Consider the following 16797-nt stretch of genomic DNA (forward strand, 5'->3'; position numbering starts at 1 on the left):
TCGGGATAAGACCTTATTGGTTCACGCTACCTTGAAGCGCAGGCGCCGCACCGCTCAGAAGTGCCACCGCTCGACGGAGCGGCGAGGTCACTGGGCATCACCAACTCCCCTCACGGATCGGACACTTCCATGCCCACCGTATCCCCGCCCTGGGCCTACACCCTCCAACTGCCGCACGATCCACGCGCCCCGCGCATCGCCCGCGCGACCCTCCGCACCGTCCTCGCCGCTCACGATCTCGCCGACCTCACCCCGACGGCCGAGCTCCTGGCCGCCGAACTCCTCGCCAACGCACACCTCCACACTGCCGGGCCCTACGCCCTGCGCATCCGGTCGGCGGAACCCGGTCGCCTCCGGATCGCCGTGTGGGACACGGACCCGAGGGTTCCGCCTGGCTTCCCTGCCGAACCCGCCGTACCGCCGGACGATGCCGAGAACGGCCGAGGTCTGCGTCTCGTGCAGGCCTGTGCCGACGCCTGGGGTGTGTCCGTGCTGGGCGAGCCCGGGACGGCGCAGGCCGGAAAGCTGCTCTGGGCCGAGTGTCCGCCTCTACACTGACCTGGGCGTACTCCCGGGTGGTGAGGGGCGGTTGACGGTGCGTAAGGCGTGGGTCGTGGCGGTTGCCGCAGCGGGCGCCGGGGTTTCGTTCGTGATGTTGCTGGTCGTCGGCGTGTACGTCGTGGCCGGGGACCTCGTCAACGGGGTCAGTGGCGCCGGTAAGAAGCTCGCCAAGGGGGCCGTGCCCGCCGCCTATCAGACGTTGGTGCAGAAGTGGGGCAATCTGTGCCCCGCCATCAATCCCGCGCTGCTCGCCGCGCAGTTGTACCAGGAGAGCGGCTTCAATCCGAACGCGCAGAGTCCGGCGCAGGCGCAGGGCATAGCGCAGTTCATCCCGGGGACCTGGGCCACGCACGGCGTCGACGGGGACGGGGACGGGGACCGGGACGTGTGGGACCCCAATGACGCGATTCCGTCGGCCGCTTCGTACGACTGCACGCTCGCGAAGTACGTCAAGGACGTGCCGGGGGACCCGACGAAGAACATGCTCGCCGCGTACAACGCGGGGGCGTACGCCGTCATCAAGTACGGGGGCGTCCCGCCGTACAAGGAGACCCAGAACTACGTCCAGGTCATCACGTCGCTGCAGGAGAGCTTTGCCGCGCCCGTCGGGCGGGTCGATCCCTCCGAGCAGGCCGCCGCCGCCATTCACTACGCGCAGAAGAAGCTCGGTACGCCCTATCTGTGGGGCGGCAACGGAACGGCCGAGCAGGGCGGGCGGTTCGACTGCTCGGGGCTGACCAAGGCGGCGTACGAGAGTGTGGGGATCACCCTGCCCCGGGTCGCCAACGATCAGTACAACGCCGGGCCGCATCCGGACCGGGGAGAGCTGCTCCCCGGCGACCTGGTGTTCTTTTCGGACGACCTCACCAACTCCCGGGCCATCCGGCATGTGGGGATTTATGTCGGCGGCGGGTACATGATCAACGCGCCCCGGCCGGGTGCCGTGATCCGGTTCGACCCGATTGACACCCCCGACTACTTCGGTGCCACCCGCGTCACCGAGGATGGCGCGAAAGCGCTCCCCTCGGCGGTCTGACGAGGCTTGGGACAGAGCGTGAACCCTACCCCTGAGCTGCGATGATGTGTCTCTCTTCGATAACGTCTGCGTGATCATTCAGTGGAATGTGGAACGTAGTGACGGAGGCCGTGCGTTCCTGTTGACGTAGCCGATGAACGCGGATCTACAGACCACGGGGGTGGCAGAGCGGCGCATGCACGGATGCGCCCGACAGACGACGACGAAGGGGCCGCTGCACCATGGCTGGACTCGCGCAATCCGGGTCGAACCCTGACGTCGAGCTGCTCTACGACATCAATGGCCTGGCCAAGGACGCGCCGCGGTGGTTCGACCGGGGCATGGAGTTCGTCGGGGAGTTCGGACTGCTGCTCGCCATGGTCCTGCTGGTGGTGTGGTGCTGGTGGACCGTGCGGCGGCGCGACGGCATGTCCGGCGAGGAGGCGGCGGGGTCGGTCGCCGCGCTGGTGTGGGCGCCGCTGGCCGCGGGCGTCGCGGTGCTGGTGAACGTGCCGATACGAGGGTTCGTGGAGCGGCCCCGGCCGTTTCTTCAGCATGAGGGGCTGGAGGTCCTGGTCTCCGGGAAGACCGACTTCTCGTTCGTGAGCGATCACGCGACCATCGCGATGGCGCTCGGAGTGGGGTTGTTCGTCGCCCATCGGACCTTCGGGCTCGTGGGGATCGGGCTGGCGCTGGTCGAGGGGTTCTGCCGGGTGTACATGGGTGTGCACTACCCGACGGACGTCGTCGGCGGGTTCGCGCTGGGTACGGCTGTCGCGTTGCTGCTGTCGCCGCCCGCCATGGCCCTGCTGACTCCGGTGACGAAGGCCGTGGAGCGGTCGCCCCGGGTGGGGTGGCTGATTCGGCGGCGGTCGTTGGTCGAGGGGCGGGAAGCTCTGATTCCGGGGGCGCGGAAGGAAGCCACGGGGGCGGCCGAGGAGCGGGACCTCGCGGCCTGACGACGCCGGGATCTCGCGGCCTGACGACGCCGGGATCTCGCGGCTCGGAGGGTTCGGAGGGTTCGGAGGGTTCGGAGGGTTCGTGACTGAGGCTCATAGCGCCTGGGGATACGTGAACATCCTGTTCGGGTCGTAGGTCCGCTTCAGCCGGGTCAGGCGCGGGGCCGCGTCCCCGTAGTACGCCTTCCGCCAGTCCTTCAGCGTCGGGTCCGTGTAGTTCTGGTACGCCGCTCCAGAGGCGTACGGGCGCATCGCGCCGTGCGCCGACGTCAGCCAGGACTGGGCCGTCGTCCCGGACGTGCCCGCACGCCAGGACGCTATGTACTGGGCCAGCATGCGGGAGCGGCGGTGGACGAAGGCCGTCGCCGTGGGGGAGACGCGGTTGATCGCGCCGCCCAGGGCCGTGAAGGCGATGCTGCCCGCGCCGCCCCGTACCGACGTGATCTGGGCGAGCAGCGCGCGGATGCCGGCCGCCGAGACGGAGCGGTCGAAGAAGTCGGAGCGGGCGGCGTACGTCTCGCGGCCCAGCGCGCCCTCGGGGGAGCGGCCGGGCGTCGTGCCGGGAAGGTGGCACTGGGCGTCGGTGGAGAAGGAGGAGCAGCCGGCGTAGACCTCCATCGCCTCCTCGTACGAGCGGCGCCTGAGAGACACGCTGGACGCCGAGGCGCCGACTCGGGCGGCGAGGCGGTCCACCGCGTTCTGGAGTTCGCGGTAGGTGCCGAGGGAGAAGGCGGCGACCGAGACGGTGGGGGTGCCGCCGGCCGCGCTCGCCAGGTGCAGGGACGACCAGATCTCGTCGGGCTGGTCCGGGCCCCACTCCTGCCACGCCTTCACGACCGCGGCCGCCCTGCTCCACGGCCAGGTCAGATACGCCGAGACCGCCTGCGGCGCCGGGTGGGTGCGGAAGTGCAGTTCCGTGACGACGCCGAAGTTGCCGTTGCCCGCGCCGCGCAGGGCCCAGAAGAGGTCCTTGTGCGTGGTGGCGTCGGCGGTGATCCGCTTGCCGTTCGCCGTGACCAGGGTGGCCCGGGTGAGGCTGTCACAGGTCAGGCCGTACGCCCGGGAGACCACGCCGTGGCCGCCGCCGAGCACCAGGCCGGAGACGCCGACCGTCGGGCAGGAGCCGGCGGGGATGGTGACGCCCTTGGCGGCGAGGGCACGGTAGACGTCGATCAGCTTGGCGCCGGCGCCCACGACGGCGGTGTCGCCACTCGCGCGTACGCGGTTGAGCTTGGAGACGTCGATGATCAGGCGGCCGTTTCCGGACGACCAGCCGGCGTAGGAGTGGCCGCCGTTGCGGATCGCCACGCGGATGTCATGGGCGCGGGCGTAGGCGAGAGTGGTGCCGATGTCGTCCTGGTGGGCGACGTAGGCGACCGCGGCGGGCTTCAGCGCGTCGAAGCGGGTGTTGTAGAGCCGGTGGGCGGTCGGCCAGGAGGCGTCGCCGGGGCGGATCAGGGGGCCGTCGAGGTCGCGGGCGAGCGCCGACCAGTTGGCGGCGGCCGCGGCGGCGGTCGTGCGGATCCCGCTGCCCGTCGCGGAGGTGCCCCGGCCCGCGGTGGGGGTGGCCCGGCCCGTGGTGGGGGTGGCCGTGGCGGTGCCGGAACCGCCGCTGCACGCCACCGCCGACGCGATCCCCACGACCGCGGCGGCCCCGCCCCCGATGAACGTACGCCGTTCCATGAGTGCCTCCCGCTCCCACCGCTTACGTGAGACGAGACGGCTCCCCGGGCGCACGGGTTCCGCGGATCGCCGCCCCGCTTTCGCGCCCTCGCCGGTTACCCACCGTCACCCCTGTCGCCCATCCGTTCTGGCCCGTACAGTCGTAGTCCGTGTAGGTTCATACGTGATGCCTTATATGTTCTTGTCCGGGAGATTCCTGGGGGTTGCTGACGGTGTGCGTGCTGGACTAAGTCCAGGTGGGACCTATGTGTGCCCTCCCCGTAAGCATTCCGTGACCTAACCACACCGACCACAGGGGTTCACCGTCCGTTCACTTACGGCCGTAGGCGGCTTCACCTGATCTGCCTAATTTCGGCCTTACCGGTGACGGGCGTGCCCGAATGCGTGTCCACCACCGACCAGACTTCGCACGCCGCCGATCAGGACGGCGGCTCCTGGAAGGAACTCCCGAAAGTGAAGCTTCAGCGCATGAACCGGCGGGCCCTCACCCTCGGTGCTCTCGCCGTCTCCGGCGCCCTGGCCCTCACGGCGTGCGGCTCCGACGACACCGGCAACGGTGGCGACGCGGGCGCGACGACCGCCGCGACCGGCTCCATCGACTGCGGTGACGCCAAGGGCCAGCTGCTGGCCGACGGCTCCTCCGCGCAGAAGAACGCTATCGACGCCTGGGTCAAGCAGTTCACCGCTGCCTGCCAGGGTGTCCAGATCAACTACAAGGGCTCCGGCTCCGGCGCCGGCATCACCGCGTTCAACCAGGGCCAGGTCGCCTTCGCCGGCTCGGACTCGGCGCTGGACGAGGAAGAGATCGCCGCGTCCAAGGAGGTCTGCCAGGGCGGTCAGGGCATCGACCTCCCGATGGTCGGCGGCCCGATCGCCGTCAGCTACAACGTCCCGGGTGTCGACAACCTCGTCCTGGACGCTCCGACCCTCGCCAAGATCTTCAACAGCAAGATCAAGAACTGGAACGACGAGGCGATCAAGAAGCTGAACCCCGACGCCGACCTGCCCGACCTGAAGATCCAGGCCTTCCACCGCTCGGACGAGTCCGGCACCACGGACAACTTCACCAAGTACCTGATCGCCACCGCCAAGAGCGACTGGCCCTACGAGGGCGGTAAGGCCTGGCAGGCCGACGGCGGCCAGTCCGCGTCCGGCTCCTCCGGTGTCGCCCAGCAGGTCTCCCAGGTCTCCGGCGCCATCAGCTACATGGAGCTGTCCTACGCCGAGGGCATGGACGTCGTCGCCATCGACACCGGTGCCGCCGAGCCGGTCAAGGCCTCCACCGAAGGTGCCACCAAGGCCATCGCGGACGCCGAGGTCGTCGGCCAGGGCAAGGACCTCGCCCTGGAGATCAACTACGGCACCAAGGCCGAGGGTGCCTACCCGGTCACCCTGGTGACGTACGAGATCGTCTGCGACAAGGGCAACAAGGCCGAGAGCCTGCCCGCCACCAAGGCGTTCCTGAACTACGTCGCCAGCGAGGACGGCCAGGGTCTGCTGGCCGACGCCGGCTACGCGCCGATCCCCGACGAGATCATCGCCAAGGTCCGCACCACCATCGAGGGCCTGAGCTGACCTGAGTGCGCGGCCCGGCCCCTCACGCGGGGGCCGGGCCCCGCACCGTCCGGTGCACCGCCGCCAGGAGTCGCACGTCGAGTACGGCTCCGCAGACCGGAGAACCTGATGGACATAACGACACAGAACACTGACGCACCTCCCCCCACGCCCCAGTCGACGACGGCCGAGCTCAAGCGCGCGGCCCGCGGCGCCACCCGGCCCGGTGACCGGATCTTCCTCGGTCTCTCCCGTGGGTCGGGCATTCTGCTGCTGGCGATCATGGCCGCGATCGCCGTCTTCCTCACCTACCGGGCCGCCCTCGCCATCAGTAAGGACGAGGGCAACTTCCTGACCACCTTCGAGTGGAACACCAGCGGTCCCGAGCCCGTCTTCGGTATCGCCGTGCTGGCCTTCGGCACCGTGGTCTCCTCGATCGTCGCCATGGTCATCGCGGTCCCGATCGCGGTCGCCATCGCGCTGTTCCTCACCCACTACGCCCCACGCCGGCTGAGCGGTCCCATCGCCTATGTGATCGACCTGCTCGCCGCCGTGCCGTCCATCGTGTACGGCCTCTGGGGCGCCCTGATCCTCGTACCGCAGCTGGACGGCCTGTTCGGCTGGCTCGACGCGTACTTCGGATGGACCGGCATCTTCTCCTGGGAGGGCGGCCCGGCCCGCTCGATGCTCACGGTCGGCATCCTGCTGGCGATCATGATCCTGCCGATCATCACCAACGTCAGCCGCGAGGTCTTCCGCCAGGTCCCGCAGATGCACGAGGAGGCGGCCCTGGCCCTCGGCGCCACGCGCTGGGAGGTCATCCGCATGGCGGTGCTGCCGTTCGGCCGCTCCGGCGTGATCTCCGCCTCGATGCTCGGCCTCGGCCGCGCGCTGGGCGAGACGATGGCCGTCGCCACCGTGCTCTCCCCCTCCTTCCTCATCCAGACCAGCCTGCTCGACCCGGGCGGCGGTACGTTCGCCCAGAACATCGCCAGCAAGTTCGGTGAGGCGGACACCTTCGGCCGTGACGCGCTGATCGCCTCCGGTCTGGTCCTGTTCGTCATCACCCTGCTGGTCAACGGCGCGGCCCGCGCGATCATCGCCCGCCGCAAGGAGTACTCGGGGGCCAACGCATGAGCCACGCCGTCCTCACCAAGCGCCCCAGCACGCTGCGCGGCGCCAGCCTGCCCAAGTGGGCCCCGTGGGGGATCGCCGCGGGCTCGCTCGCCGTCGCGGTCGGTATCGGCCTGGGCGCCGGGCTGGACAGCCGGATCCAGTGGGGCCTGATCGCCGCGATCCTCTACGTCCTCGGCACCTACGTCATCGCAGCGGTCGTCGAGGGCAAGCGGCAGGCCAAGGACCGTGTCGCGACCTCGCTGGTCTGGGTCTCCTTCCTGATCGCCGTGGTGCCGCTCGCCTCGCTGGTCTGGGCGACCGTCCAGCGCGGCACGAAGGTCCTGGACGGCTACTTCCTGACCCACTCGATGGGTGTCGTCGGTGACCGGGAGCCGGGTGGCGGTATCTACCACGCCATCATCGGCAGCCTGGAGCAGGTCGGTCTCGCCACGTTGATCGCCGCGCCGATCGGTGTGCTCACCGCGATCTACCTGGTCGAGTACGGGCGGGGCAACCTCGCCCGGGCCGTCACCTTCTTCGTCGACGTCATGACGGGTATCCCGTCGATCGTCGCCGGTCTGTTCATCCTCAGCATCATGCTGATGTTCGAGATGCAGCCGTTCGGCTTCGCCGGCTCGCTCGCGCTGGCGATCCTGATGATGCCGGTCGTGGTGCGCTCGACGGAGGAGATGCTCAAGCTCGTGCCGAACGAGCTGCGGGAGGCGTCGCTCGCGTTGGGCGTGCCGAAGTGGCGGACGATTCTGAAGGTCGTCCTGCCGACGGCGATCGGTGGTATCACCACCGGCATCATGCTGGCGGTCGCGCGTATCGCCGGTGAGACGGCGCCGGTGCTGCTGCTGGTGTTCGGTAACCCGTTCATCAACAACAACCCGTTTGAAGGGGCCCAGGCCTCGCTGCCGCTGTACATCTACCAGCAGTACTCCCAGAGCGCGGGTGCCGAACCTGCGTACGACCGTGCGTGGGCTGCGTCTCTGACGCTGATCGCCTTCGTGATGATCCTGAACCTGCTGGCCCGCGGCATTGCCCGCTGGAAGGCCCCCAAGACCGGTCGCTGACGCGGCCACTCAGCGACCGATTTTCTGAAAGAAGCAGTGATTTCAAATGGCCAAGCGCATTGATGTCAGCGGCCTCAGCGCCTACTACGGTTCGTTCCGTGCCATCGAGGACATCTCGATGACCATTGAGCCTCGTTCGGTCACGGCGTTCATCGGGCCGTCCGGATGTGGCAAGTCCACCTTCCTGCGCACGCTCAACCGGATGCACGAGGTGACTCCGGGTGGGCGGGTCGAGGGCAAGGTCATGCTCGACGACGAGAACCTGTACGGGGCCGGGGTGGACCCGGTGGCCGTGCGGCGTGAGGTCGGCATGGTGTTCCAGCGGCCGAACCCGTTCCCGACGATGTCGGTGTACGACAACGTGGCGGCGGGGCTGAAGCTGCTGGGGTCGTACAAGAAGTCCCAGCTGGACGACATCGTGGAGAAGTCGCTCAAGGGGGCGAACCTCTGGAACGAGGTCAAGGACCGGCTGAACAAGCCGGGGTCGGGGTTGTCGGGTGGTCAGCAGCAGCGGCTGTGTATTGCTCGGGCGATCGCGGTTGAGCCGAATGTTCTGCTGATGGACGAGCCTTGCTCTGCTCTTGACCCGATTTCGACGCTGGCGATCGAGGATCTGATCGGGGAGCTGAAGGAGCGGTTCACGATCGTCATCGTGACGCACAACATGCAGCAGGCTGCGCGTGTGTCGGATCGGACGGCGTTCTTCAACCTGGCGGCTGTGGGGCAGCCGGGGAAGCTGATCGAGATCGACGACACGGAGCGGATCTTCTCCAACCCGTCGGTGCAGGCGACGGAGGACTACATCTCCGGTCGCTTCGGCTGACGTATCGACTCCTCGCGGTGCTGCATGGCGGTGCCACCGCGAGGACGAAAAAGGGCCCGCCCCTGGCTCCCGGGGGCGGGCCCCCGTCTGTTTTGTGCCTGCGGCGGCCTGCTCGTGTTTGGTGGGGGTTGCTGTCGCGCCTACGGTTCGGGTGGTGGGGCGGGGCCGTGTCGGGGGGTGTCCGTCCTCGGAACGGCGCGGAATCGGTCATCTGCAAAGGTGCCCGGGTTGACGCGCCAACCTCTGCGGGCGGACACCCCCCGACACGGCCCCTTCCGTGCGTACGCGAGTGCGGCTATCGCTGGCCCGGCCCGGGGGCGCGGTGCCGCTCAGCCGCGGGTGTGCGGTGCCGTTCAGTCGTGGGCAACTGGTGCCGTCCAGCCGCGGGCAGTCGTGCCGCTGGGGCGGCACGGGTGGGCGCAGCGGTGCCCCGTCGTGCCAGGTTGCGCGATGTCCCGGTTCAGGTGCAGTGCCGGGTGGGGCTTACAGGAACGCCAGGTGTACGAGGCCGAAGGCGCATGCCGCTACGGCTGCTGCTGCCGGCATGGTGATGAACCAGCCGAGGACGATGTTCTTGGCCACGCCCCAGCGGACCGCGTTCACGCGCTTCGTTGCGCCGACGCCCATGATGGCCGAGGTGATGACGTGCGTTGTCGAGATGGGGGCCTTGAAGAGGAAGGCCGTGGTGAACATGATCGACGCGCCCGTCGTTTCGGCGGCGAAGCCCTGCGGGGGGTCGAGTTCGATGATCTTGCGGCCGAGGGTGCGCATGATGCGCCAGCCGCCGGCGTAGGTGCCGAGGGAGAGCATGACCGCGCAGGCGATCTTGACCCAGAGGGGGATGGGGTCGCCGTAGTCCTCGACGTCGGCGATGACCAGGGCCATCACGACGATGCCCATGGTCTTCTGGGCGTCCTGGAGGCCGTGGCCGAGGGCCATGCCCGCTGCCGAGACCGTCTGCGCTATGCGGAAGCCGCGCTTGGCCTTGTGCGGGTTGGCGTTGCGGAAGATCCACATGATCGCTGTCATCACCAGGTAGCCGACGATCAGGCCGACCACGGGAGACACGAACATGGGGATGATGATCTTGTCCAGGACGCCGTGCCAGTAGACCTGCGTGCCGCCGGCCAGGGCCGCGCCGACCATGCCGCCGAAGAGGGCGTGGGAGGAGGAGGACGGGAGGCCGAAGTACCAGGTGATGAGGTTCCAGGTGATCGCGCCGAGGAGGGCGGCGAAGAGGATGCCCATGCCTGTGGAGCCCTTGGGCGTTTCGATCAGGCCCTCGCTGACCGTTTTGGCCACGCCGCTGCCGAGGAACGCGCCGGCCAGGTTCATGACGGCGGCCATGGCCAGGGCCGCCTTCGGGGTCAGGGCGCGGGTCGAGACCGAGGTGGCGATCGCGTTCGCGGAATCGTGGAAGCCGTTGGTGTAGGTGAAGAAGAGGGCGACCAGGACGGTCACGACCAGGGCGAAGGTGTCCATGGACGGGTCAGGACTCCTTGACGGCGATGGTCTCCACCGTGTTCGCCACGTGCTCGAAGGCGTCCGCCGCTTCCTCCAGTACGTCCACGATCTGCTTGAGCTTGAGGACCTCGATCGCGTCGTACTTGCCGTTGAAGAGGTGGGCCAGGAGCTTGCGGTGAATCTGGTCGGCCTGGTTCTCGAGGCGGTTGACCTCGATCCAGTACTCGGTGAGGTTGTCCAGCGTGCGTAGATGGGGCATGGCTTCGGCCGTCAGTTCGGCGGCGCGGGCCAGCACTTCGATCTGCTGTTCCACACCCTTGGGGAGTTCCTCGACGTTGTAGAGGACGACCAGGTCGACGGCCTCCTCCATGAAGTCCATGATGTCGTCGAGGGAGGACGCGAGGGAGTAGATGTCCTCGCGGTCGAAGGGCGTGATGAACGAGGAGTTCAGCTGGTGGAAGATCGCGTGCGTGGCGTCGTCACCGGCGTGTTCTGCTGCCCGCATACGCTCTGCGATCTCGGCCCGGGCGGAAGCGTCCGCCCCGAGCAGTTCCATCAGGAGTTTCGAGCCGGTGACGATGTTGTCCGCGGATGCGGCAAACATGTCGTAAAAGCTCGTCTCCCTGGGGGTCAGACGAAAGCGCACGTGGGGTCCTCGGGGTGCTTCGGTTTCGGTCAGGCTGATGCTAGGCGCATCATCCGGCCACGGCTAATGGGCCGTCCTCCAGTGTCGCCCATGAATTCCGTGCATCTGTACGGGGGCGGTTCGGTGTCCGGCTCCGGGCAGTGGCCAAGGGGCCTATACCCAGCAAAGTTCGGTACGATATACCCAGTAGGGGTATGTGGATGGAGGGTGCGTGATGACGACCACCGAGGCCGGCGAGGGCGTGGTGACCGACCATGACCGGGGCATCCACGGGTACCACAAGCAGAAGGACGAGCACCTGAAGCGGCTGCGCAGGATCGAGGGGCAGATCCGGGGGCTGCAGAGGATGGTCGATGAGGATGTGTACTGCATCGACATACTGACGCAGGTGTCTGCCTCGACGAAGGCCCTGCAGTCCTTTGCCCTGCAGTTGCTGGAGGAGCATCTGCGGCACTGTGTCGCCGATGCCGCGCTGAAGGGCGGGGACGAGATCGACGCCAAGGTCGAGGAGGCCACGAAGGCCATCGGGCGGCTGCTGCGGACGTGAGCTTTCGCTCACCTTCGGCAAGAGTCGTCCCCGCGTTCCTCGGCCACCCTCAGGACCTCGTCGATGCTCTCCAGGCTGAGTCGCTCCCGCGCCTGCGAGGCCGCGATGATCAGCTCTCCGCACAGCTCGATCTCGGCGAGGGCCACGTGGTCCTGAACTGCCGTACCGCCGACCGGAGCCACGTGCATCACCTCTTCTCTGCCGTCACCGGCTTCCTAGAGTAGGGAGTGGCCTACACAACGCGCATGGCACGGACGGGCTAGTTCGCGCCGGTCACTCCTCGGCGATCCGGCCCGCGTAGATGTCCTTCTCGGGCGGCAGGCCTACGTCGACGGGGGCGCCGAAGTCGTAGAGCAGGGTCGTCGACGCGACCGCCACGGTGGCTTGCTGCCGGCCGTTGACGAAGCTGAAGCGGTGCCTGACCTTGCGGATCCGGCCCTCGTCGTCGAGGAACACGTCGAACGGGACCTCGGCCGTGGCGAACCCTTTCGCCGCCGCCGCGAGCGAGGCCCGGCCCCCGGGGGAGGCGGTCCTGGCGGCCTGGGCGAGGTCGGCGGTGCCCCGGTAGTGGTTCACCTCGGTGCCGGCGATCTCGGTGCGGCCGACGTAAGTCGCCGTGCGGGTGCCGCGCAGCACCTCGGCGGCGGCGTAGGGGTCCGTGGCTCCGCCGGTGACCAGGTTTCCGTCGGAGAGGGTGGTGGTGTCGACGCGGACCCACTTGTCCGCGGGGACGCCGGCGCCCCGGTTCTTCATGTACAGGGCGCCCGGCGCGAGGAGTTCCGTGATCGGGCGGTGTTCCGTCTGGCCGGCGGGGTCCTGGGGGAGCAGGACCTTCAGTCGGCCGCGCTGGCGGGTGTAGTCGTAGACGCCCTCACCGCGGATGGTGACGCGGGTGCCGCCGGTCGCCATCTCCATCGACGTCCTGGCCTTGGACGTGCCCGCGTCGACGAGCGCGTCGGCGGCGCGGTGCAGGGTGCGGACCGGGTCGGCGGGGCGGGCGTCCTCGGCGGCGGCGCCGCTGCCCGCGCATCCGGAGGCCAGTAGGCAGACGCAGGCCGTCAGTCCTGCCGCCGTGACCGATCCGCCCGTCCTGCCGTGCTGCTCCGCCATCGTCTGCCTACCCCCAGCCGTACGTTCGTCTCGGACCCCCTGTTGTTTCGGTTAACGACGGGTAGGTAGAGCCGTCACGCGGGGTCTGGGGTGGTGGAGGGGTGCACGGGGAGTGTTCGGCGGAGGTTCGAGGGGGAGGCAGGCCGGGCGTATGGGAGACGCTTACCAAAGCCTGGCCGGCTGTTTACCCGGCCTGGGTAACGTTGTCAGGGTGACAGAGCAGGATCGGTTCGCCCCAGGTGAGGGCCGTCCGGAGCATCGCGTCGGCACTGTCGAGCAAGGGCCCTTCTGCGTGGCCCGCTGCGTCTGCGGCTGGCGTGGGCCCGCGCGTCGGGCGCGGAGTCAGGCCCGGACCGACGCGGCGGGGCACATGGCCGGATCCTGACGGTCCCGCCCGGTCTCAGGCGTGACGCATGGTCGCCAGTAGTTCGTCCACCAGTTCGCGGTCCCGGGGCTGGGTCAGGCGCAGCCGGGCCGCCATGGGGGAGAGCCACAGGATGCGGTCCACCTCGGTGCTCGGGGCGAAGCCGCCCGAGGCGGCCTCGGCCGCCCAGTAACGGACCTGCTTGGGGCGGCCGTTCGCCATGTAGTGCAGGGTGGGCAGCTCGGCGCCGGGCGCCGCGGTGTAGCCGGTCTCCTCCTCGACCTCCCGCAGCGCGCCCGCCAACGGGTCCTCACCGCGCTTCAGCTTGCCCTTGGGGTGGGACCAGTCGTCGTACTTCGGACGGTGGACCAGACAAATCTCCAGCCCCTCGTCGGCGGGCGAGCGGCGCCACAGGACGCAGCCGGCCGCCTGGACCGGGGTGTCCTTCGTACTGGTCAACGCCGCTCACCGCCCCCTCGTGCGCTCAGGACGTACCCACCGCGTGCTTCTGCCACGACTGCTGGAACTCGAAGCGGGCCGCCTCCACCTCGTGCCGCTGGTCGGCGTGCAGCACGCCGAGCGCGTACGCCGTCGCCGGTGCGATCCGCGGCGTACGGGCCGCGGCCGCCGCTGCCGCCGCCGCCTCGGAGGCGTCGCGGTGCCGGTTGAGGGCCTGTCCCGCGGCCAGCAGTCGGACGTCGACCGGGGCGTTCTCGCCGTAGAGGACCTCGCGGGCGTAGCGGTGCAGCCGCAGCAGGAGGCGGACCTGGTGCCAGGGGGCGTCCTGCGGGTGCGGGGCGGGGTCCGGGGAGAGGCCGTGGATCAAGGCCTCCGCGTTGTACGGGTGGCCCGCGGTGACCAGGGGCAGGGCGGCCACCGCGTCCGTGAGGCGCTCCTCGGCCGCCGCCGCGTGCGGGCGCAGGTCGGCGGTGGCCGCGGCCGGGGTGAGCGGGACCTCGCTGGCCAGTACGGCGACCTTGTCGGCGACCGCGTGGAAGCGGGAGGAGCCGAGCGCCTGCAGGGCGCTGGAGTGGGCCCGGGTCCGGGCCAGGGTGAGCTGGCGTTCGAGCAGCGCGCCGGCCTTGGCCGCGCCCACGGTGAGGCTGCCGCGTTCCGGGGCGGCCGGGGGACCGGCGGTGGGAGGTGCGCCCGCGGCCACCCGTCCCGCGCCGGCGGTACGACTGTTCGCGGCCACGCCCGCCGCCGTGGTCGTCGGCTGGGACGGGAACGTCGCCCCCGACAATCGGTGCAGGGCCTGCAACAGCCGCTCCAGGCGGGCCGCGTAGGCGTGTTCGAGGGCCAGGGTCCCCGAGAGCCAGGCCAGTTCCGGGCGCATGCCCTCCGACCAGTCGGTGTCCAGCAGCGGACGGAACGTGTGCAGGCTGCCGCTGATGCGGCGGGCCGAGCGGCGCAGGGCTCGCGCCGCGTCGACGGTCTCCTCCGTGCCGTTGTGGCCGGCTCCGGCCCCGGTCTCCCGGTGCTGCCGGAGCGCACGGAGGAACTCCGTGGCCTGGGCGCGCAGGTAGCCCGCGAGGGCGTCTCCTGTCACCGGCCCGGCCATCGGGTCCGTCGGGTCAAGGTGTTGCTGTGCCACGCCGGCGCCTCCGGGCGTCTATGAGCATCTCCTGGATATTCCGCAGGGGCCCGCCGTCCCCGTCCATCGCGTGCCGGGTCCACTCGCCCTCCGGGCCCAGGTGCCAGGAGGCGGTGGAGTCGGCCATGCCGGTCTCCAGGAGCCGGTTGAGGGCGGCGCGGTGCGCCGGGTCGACGACGCGGACCAGGGCCTCTATACGGCGGTCGAGGTTGCGGTGCATCATGTCGGCGCTGCCGATCCACACCTCGGGTTCGCCGCCGTTGCCGAAGGCGAAGACCCGGGAGTGTTCGAGGAAGCGGCCGAGTATCGAGCGGACCCGGATGTTCTCCGACAGGCCCGCCACGCCGGGCCGGATCGCGCAGATGCCGCGCACCCAGATGTCGACGGGCACGCCCGCCAGGGACGCACGGTACAGGGCGTCGACGACGGCCTCGTCGACCATCGAGTTGACCTTGATGCGGATGTAGGCGGGACGCCCGGCACGGTGGTGCTGGGCCTCCTTGTTGATCCGCGCGATCAGGCCGTCACGCAGGGACTTGGGGGCGACCAGCAGCCGGCGGTAGGTCTCCCGGCGGGAGTAGCCGGACAGCCGGTTGAACAGGTCGGACAGGTCCGCGCCGACCTGCGGGTCGGCGGTGAGCAGGCCGAGGTCCTCGTAGAGGCGGGCCGTCTTCGGGTGGTAGTTGCCGGTGCCGACGTGGCTGTACCGCCGTAGCGTGTCGCCCTCCTGCCGGACCACCAGCGACAGCTTGCAGTGCGTCTTCAGGCCGACCAGGCCGTAGACCACGTGGCAGCCGGCCTCCTCCAGCTTGCGCGCCCACTTGATGTTGGCGTGCTCGTCGAAGCGGGCCTTGATCTCGACCAGGACGAGGACCTGCTTGCCGGACTCGGCCGCCTCGATGAGCGCGTCCACGATCGGGGAGTCGCCCGAGGTCCGGTACAGGGTCTGCTTGATGGCGAGGACGTCCGGGTCGGACGCGGCCTGCTCCAGGAACGCCTGCACGGAGGTGGAGAAGGAGTCGTACGGGTGGTGCAGCAGGACGTCCCTGGCGCGCAGCGCGGCGAAGATGTCGGGCGCGGAGGCGGACTCGACCTCGGCCAGGTCGCGGTGGGTGCCGGCGATGAACTTCGGGTACTTCAGCTCGGGCCGGTCCAGGCGGTGGATGCGGAACAGGCCGGTGAGGTCGAGCGGGCCGGGCAGCGGGTAGACCTCGGCCTCGCTGATCTTCAGCTCGCGCACCAGCAGGTCCAGCACCTCGCGGTCGATGGACTCCTCGACCTCCAGGCGGACCGGCGGCCCGAACCGGCGCCGCATGAGCTCCTTCTCCAGCGCCTGGAGCAGGTTCTCGGCGTCGTCCTCCTCGACCTCCAGGTCCTCGTTCCTGGTGAGCCGGAAGGCGTGGTGCTCCAGCACCTCCATGCCGGGGAAGAGCTCTTCCAGGTGCGCGGCGATGACGTCCTCCAGCGGGACGTACCTGCCGGGGGCGGCCTCCAGGAAGCGGGAGAGCAGCGGGGGCACCTTGACGCGGGCGAAGTGCCTGTGGCCGCTGACCGGGTTGCGGACCACGACGGCCAGGTTCAGGGAGAGGCCGGAGATGTACGGGAAGGGGTGCGCGGGGTCCACGGCCAGCGGGGTCAGGACCGGGAAGATCTGGTGCCGGAAGAGCGTGAACAGGCGGGCCTGTTCCTTCTCGGTCAGCTCGCTCCAGCGGACCAGGTGGATGCCCTCCTCCGCGAGCGCGGGGGCGACGTCCTCGTGGTAGCAGGCGGCGTGCCGGGCCATCAGCTCGCGGGAGCGGGCCCAGATCATCTCCAGCACCTGCATCGGCTGCAGTCCGGAGGCGGAGCGGGTGGCCACGCCGGTGGCGATACGGCGCTTCAGTCCCGCCACCCGGACCATGAAGAACTCGTCCAGGTTGCTGGCGAAGATCGCGAGGAAGTTGGCGCGCTCCAGAAGGGGCGTGTTGGGGTCCTCGGCGAGTTCCAGGACGCGCTCGTTGAACGCCAGCCAGCTGCGCTCCCGGTCGAGGAACCGGCCCTGCGGCAGCTGGATACCGTCCACCTGCGCGTCCTCGTATGCGTCGAGGTCGGCATCGATGTCGGGTTCGAGGTCGGAGACCGTGGCCGAGACCGTGTGGGGGCGGTGCGCGGCGATGGAGCCCACGGAGGGCTGTGCGTGCTGGACCTCTGCCTCGGCGTTCTGCTGGCTCATGGCCCCATTGTTCCGCGCCTGGGGCGAAACGGGCGCGTCGGACCGAGCGGGCGGGATCATCACGGCCCCGTTC

At 69.6% G+C, this 16797-nt stretch carries 17 protein-coding genes; 9 read left to right on the forward strand and 8 right to left on the reverse strand.

Annotation, left to right across the window (positions count from 1 at the left end; all coding sequences use genetic code 11):
* Positions 1–129: 129 nt before the first annotated feature.
* The 3 genes from I2W78_RS20900 to I2W78_RS20910 all read left to right on the forward strand — a co-directional run bounded on the left by I2W78_RS20900 (position 130) and on the right by I2W78_RS20910 (position 2535).
* Entirely contained in the window at positions 130–558 is a 429-nt protein-coding gene (locus I2W78_RS20900) for an ATP-binding protein (protein WP_196461792.1), read from the forward strand.
* Positions 559–589: 31 nt separating this feature from the next.
* On the forward strand, positions 590–1597 hold the full coding sequence (locus I2W78_RS20905) for a C40 family peptidase (RefSeq protein ID WP_230885532.1): 1008 nt from the start codon (positions 590–592) through the stop codon (positions 1595–1597).
* A 221-nt stretch (positions 1598–1818) separates the two neighbouring features.
* Positions 1819–2535 (forward strand): phosphatase PAP2 family protein, encoded by a 717-nt coding sequence (locus I2W78_RS20910; RefSeq protein ID WP_196461793.1) that lies wholly within the window; start codon positions 1819–1821, stop codon positions 2533–2535.
* A 93-nt stretch (positions 2536–2628) separates the two neighbouring features.
* Here I2W78_RS20910 and I2W78_RS20915 read toward each other — a convergent pair whose 3' ends face one another.
* On the reverse strand, positions 2629–4218 hold the full coding sequence (locus I2W78_RS20915) for an FAD-binding oxidoreductase (RefSeq protein WP_196461794.1): 1590 nt from the start codon (positions 4216–4218) through the stop codon (positions 2629–2631).
* Between the two features lie 453 nt (positions 4219–4671).
* Here I2W78_RS20915 and pstS point away from each other — a divergent pair, with 453 nt between their 5' ends.
* The 4 genes from pstS to pstB all read left to right on the forward strand — a co-directional run bounded on the left by pstS (position 4672) and on the right by pstB (position 8787).
* Positions 4672–5793, forward strand: coding sequence for a phosphate ABC transporter substrate-binding protein PstS (pstS, locus tag I2W78_RS20920; RefSeq protein WP_196464657.1), 1122 nt, complete (start codon positions 4672–4674; stop codon positions 5791–5793).
* A 108-nt stretch (positions 5794–5901) separates the two neighbouring features.
* Positions 5902–6909 (forward strand): phosphate ABC transporter permease subunit PstC, encoded by a 1008-nt coding sequence (gene pstC, locus I2W78_RS20925; protein ID WP_196461795.1) that lies wholly within the window; start codon positions 5902–5904, stop codon positions 6907–6909.
* On the forward strand, positions 6906–7964 hold the full coding sequence (pstA, locus tag I2W78_RS20930; protein WP_196461796.1) for a phosphate ABC transporter permease PstA: 1059 nt from the start codon (positions 6906–6908) through the stop codon (positions 7962–7964). Before pstC ends, pstA begins: the two co-directional genes overlap by 4 nt.
* Before the next feature lie 46 nt (positions 7965–8010).
* Complete coding sequence (gene pstB / locus I2W78_RS20935) at positions 8011–8787, forward strand: phosphate ABC transporter ATP-binding protein PstB (protein ID WP_196461797.1); 777 nt, start codon at positions 8011–8013, stop codon at positions 8785–8787.
* A gap of 483 nt (positions 8788–9270) precedes the next feature.
* Here pstB and I2W78_RS20940 read toward each other — a convergent pair whose 3' ends face one another.
* On the reverse strand, positions 9271–10269 hold the full coding sequence (locus I2W78_RS20940) for an inorganic phosphate transporter (RefSeq protein WP_196461798.1): 999 nt from the start codon (positions 10267–10269) through the stop codon (positions 9271–9273).
* Positions 10270–10276: 7 nt separating this feature from the next.
* The gene (locus tag I2W78_RS20945) at positions 10277–10897 is read right to left on the reverse strand and encodes a DUF47 domain-containing protein (protein WP_053759661.1); all 621 of its coding nucleotides are present in this window, start codon (positions 10895–10897) and stop codon (positions 10277–10279) included.
* A 214-nt stretch (positions 10898–11111) separates the two neighbouring features.
* Here I2W78_RS20945 and I2W78_RS20950 point away from each other — a divergent pair, with 214 nt between their 5' ends.
* Positions 11112–11444: a metal-sensitive transcriptional regulator gene (locus I2W78_RS20950; protein ID WP_230885534.1), complete on the forward strand. Its 333-nt coding sequence runs from the start codon at positions 11112–11114 to the stop codon at positions 11442–11444.
* An 8-nt stretch (positions 11445–11452) separates the two neighbouring features.
* Here I2W78_RS20950 and I2W78_RS20955 read toward each other — a convergent pair whose 3' ends face one another.
* Positions 11453–11632: a hypothetical protein gene (locus tag I2W78_RS20955; RefSeq protein ID WP_196461799.1), complete on the reverse strand. Its 180-nt coding sequence runs from the start codon at positions 11630–11632 to the stop codon at positions 11453–11455.
* Positions 11633–11717: 85 nt separating this feature from the next.
* Positions 11718–12554: a hypothetical protein gene (locus tag I2W78_RS20960; protein ID WP_196461800.1), complete on the reverse strand. Its 837-nt coding sequence runs from the start codon at positions 12552–12554 to the stop codon at positions 11718–11720.
* A 151-nt stretch (positions 12555–12705) separates the two neighbouring features.
* Between I2W78_RS20960 and I2W78_RS41700 the strand changes: the two genes are divergently transcribed.
* Entirely contained in the window at positions 12706–12939 is a 234-nt protein-coding gene (locus I2W78_RS41700) for a hypothetical protein (RefSeq protein ID WP_374222688.1), read from the forward strand.
* 15 nt (positions 12940–12954) lie between these two features.
* On the opposite strand, the gene I2W78_RS20965 is transcribed toward I2W78_RS41700, so the two are convergent.
* The 3 genes from I2W78_RS20965 to I2W78_RS20975 are packed head-to-tail and all read right to left on the reverse strand — an operon-like array spanning position 12955 to position 16724.
* On the reverse strand, positions 12955–13377 hold the full coding sequence (locus I2W78_RS20965; protein WP_196461801.1) for an NUDIX hydrolase: 423 nt from the start codon (positions 13375–13377) through the stop codon (positions 12955–12957).
* Between the two features lie 25 nt (positions 13378–13402).
* Positions 13403–14512 carry a CHAD domain-containing protein gene (locus tag I2W78_RS20970; RefSeq protein WP_196461802.1) on the reverse strand — a complete coding sequence of 370 codons (1110 nt, stop codon included), beginning with the start codon at positions 14510–14512 and terminating at the stop codon, positions 13403–13405.
* Positions 14493–16724 carry an RNA degradosome polyphosphate kinase gene (locus tag I2W78_RS20975; protein ID WP_196461803.1) on the reverse strand — a complete coding sequence of 744 codons (2232 nt, stop codon included), beginning with the start codon at positions 16722–16724 and terminating at the stop codon, positions 14493–14495. Before I2W78_RS20975 ends, I2W78_RS20970 begins: the two co-directional genes overlap by 20 nt.
* Positions 16725–16797: the final 73 nt, after the last annotated feature.

Source organism: Streptomyces spinoverrucosus (assembly GCF_015712165.1).
Taxonomy (GTDB): domain Bacteria; phylum Actinomycetota; class Actinomycetes; order Streptomycetales; family Streptomycetaceae; genus Streptomyces; species Streptomyces spinoverrucosus_A.

Coding starts and splice junctions, on each gene's coding strand:
- pstC (WP_196461795.1), top strand. CDS start 5,902: ATGGACATAACGACACAGAACACTGACGCACCTCCCCCCACGCCCCAG.
- pstA (WP_196461796.1), top strand. CDS start 6,906: ATGAGCCACGCCGTCCTCACCAAGCGCCCCAGCACGCTGCGCGGCGCC.
- I2W78_RS20910 (WP_196461793.1), top strand. CDS start 1,819: ATGGCTGGACTCGCGCAATCCGGGTCGAACCCTGACGTCGAGCTGCTC.
- pstB (WP_196461797.1), top strand. CDS start 8,011: ATGGCCAAGCGCATTGATGTCAGCGGCCTCAGCGCCTACTACGGTTCG.
- I2W78_RS20900 (WP_196461792.1), top strand. CDS start 130: ATGCCCACCGTATCCCCGCCCTGGGCCTACACCCTCCAACTGCCGCAC.
- I2W78_RS41700 (WP_374222688.1), top strand. CDS start 12,706: ATGGGAGACGCTTACCAAAGCCTGGCCGGCTGTTTACCCGGCCTGGGT.
- I2W78_RS20975 (WP_196461803.1), bottom strand. CDS start 16,724: ATGAGCCAGCAGAACGCCGAGGCAGAGGTCCAGCACGCACAGCCCTCC.
- I2W78_RS20950 (WP_230885534.1), top strand. CDS start 11,112: ATGACGACCACCGAGGCCGGCGAGGGCGTGGTGACCGACCATGACCGG.
- I2W78_RS20915 (WP_196461794.1), bottom strand. CDS start 4,218: ATGGAACGGCGTACGTTCATCGGGGGCGGGGCCGCCGCGGTCGTGGGG.
- I2W78_RS20955 (WP_196461799.1), bottom strand. CDS start 11,632: ATGCACGTGGCTCCGGTCGGCGGTACGGCAGTTCAGGACCACGTGGCC.
- I2W78_RS20940 (WP_196461798.1), bottom strand. CDS start 10,269: ATGGACACCTTCGCCCTGGTCGTGACCGTCCTGGTCGCCCTCTTCTTC.
- I2W78_RS20960 (WP_196461800.1), bottom strand. CDS start 12,554: ATGGCGGAGCAGCACGGCAGGACGGGCGGATCGGTCACGGCGGCAGGA.